This is a genomic window from Pseudomonas sp. CG7 (genome assembly GCF_023701885.1).
In the GTDB taxonomy this organism is placed as follows: Bacteria; Pseudomonadota; Gammaproteobacteria; order Pseudomonadales; family Pseudomonadaceae; genus Aquipseudomonas; species Aquipseudomonas zanjanensis.
On the sequence record NZ_JABAEE010000175.1, the window covers coordinates 1 to 1,661 of the forward strand.

Genomic DNA, 1,661 nt, shown 5'->3' on the forward strand with positions numbered 1-1,661 from the left:
CCCCCGGTGTCAGGCTAGTTGTCGCCTCTCCAAATTCCTAAAAGCATTTCGGGGGCGGCAAGAGTATGGTCATGCCTTTCTATTCACCTGAACGTAAAGCCGCGTTGCTGAAAATGATGCTTCCGCCCCTTAGTCTCTCTGCAAAAGAGGTCGCGCGTCGTGAGGGTTGCAGCGATTTTTCTCTTTATCAATGGCGCAAACAAGCGGCTGCCCGAGGCTCACAATTGTCCGAAAAAAATCAACCGGTAGAGAACTGGTCAGCCGAGTCAAAACTGACAGCGGTCATCGAAACATCAGCACTATCGGAACTGGAAATGGGCGAATATTGCCGCCGAGTGGGCATTTTCCCTGAGCAGGTCGCCGCTTGGCGCAACGAGTTTATTGCTAACAGCACCCATCAGCCGACCGGTAGAAAAGCTGATGCCGCGCAAGTGCGAGGGGACAAGAAACGCATCCAACAACTGGAACGCGAACTGCGCCGCAAAGATGCCGCTCTCGCTGAAACGGCGGCTCTGCTGGTGCTGCGAAAAAAGCTCAATGCCTACTGGGGAAGCGACGACGAGGACAACTGACCTTGTTGCCAGAACGGTATTTGCTCGTGGGCTGGCTCAACGAAGCCATCACGGCGGGCGCCCGTAGGGCGCCTGCTTGTCAGGAAGTTGGCATTTCGCTCAGGACGCTGCAACGCTGGAGTTTACCGTCCGAAATCCTCGCCGATGGCCGTACGACAACGATCAGGCCCATACCCGGTAATGCGCTCAGTGAACTGGAGCGCCAAAACATCCTGGTACTGTGCAACAGCAAGGCCTATGCCCATCTGCCGCCAAGTCAGATCGTGCCGCAATTGGCAGACGAAGGGCGTTATCTCGCTTCGGAGGCCACCTTTTATCGGGTGCTCAAGGCTGCGGGCCAGCAGCAACACAGGTCACGAGCCAAGAGACCACAGCATCATGTGGCACCGACGACGTATGCCGCGACGTCGGCCAACCAGGTGTGGTCCTGGGACATTACCTATCTGCCCACGCCGATTCGCGGGCAGTTTTACTATCTCTACTTGATCGAAGATATCTACAGCCGCAAAGCCGTGGGCTGGGAAGTCTACGAAGCAGAAAGCGGAGAAAAGGCGGCGGCACTGCTGCAACGAAGCGTGAATCAGGAGAAGTGCTGGCAGCAGCCGTTGGTGCTCCACTCGGATAATGGCGCGCCCATGAAGTCGGTGACACTGCTGTCCAAAATGTACGATTTGGGCATTACGCCTTCGCGAGGACGACCTCGCGTCAGCAACGACAACCCTTATTCCGAGTCGTTGTTCAGAACATTGAAATACTGTCCGCAGTGGCCCTTGGGCGGGTTTGACAGTCTGGATGATGCGCGTGTCTGGGTTCGGGATTTTATGGTCTGGTACAACACCGTGCATCGTCATAGCAGAATCCGCTTCGTCACGCCGGCCCAGCGTCATGAAGGCAAGGACAATGAAATCCTCGCCCGCCGTGACACTGTTTACAGATTAGCTAGAGCGAAAAAACCTGGACGGTGGTCAGGAGAAACACGTAACTGGAGGCCAGTCGGGACGGTGTATCTGAACCCTGAAAGAGAGCTTACTGTGATCGCAAAAGTGGCATAACAAAACGGTGACGCGACAACTACCTTGAAAAACGCCG

At 55.5% G+C, this 1,661-nt stretch carries 1 protein-coding gene; it reads left to right on the forward strand.

Going from position 1 to position 1,661, the window contains the following annotated elements:
• Positions 1-71: 71 nt before the first annotated feature.
• Positions 72-1,624 (forward strand): IS3 family transposase gene (locus tag HGO40_RS30445; protein ID WP_250966058.1). Its coding sequence is split into 2 segments (ribosomal slippage): positions 72-534 and positions 534-1,624, totalling 1,554 coding nucleotides; the frame shifts between segments, so codons are not numbered across the junction.
• Positions 1,625-1,661 lie beyond the last annotated feature (37 nt).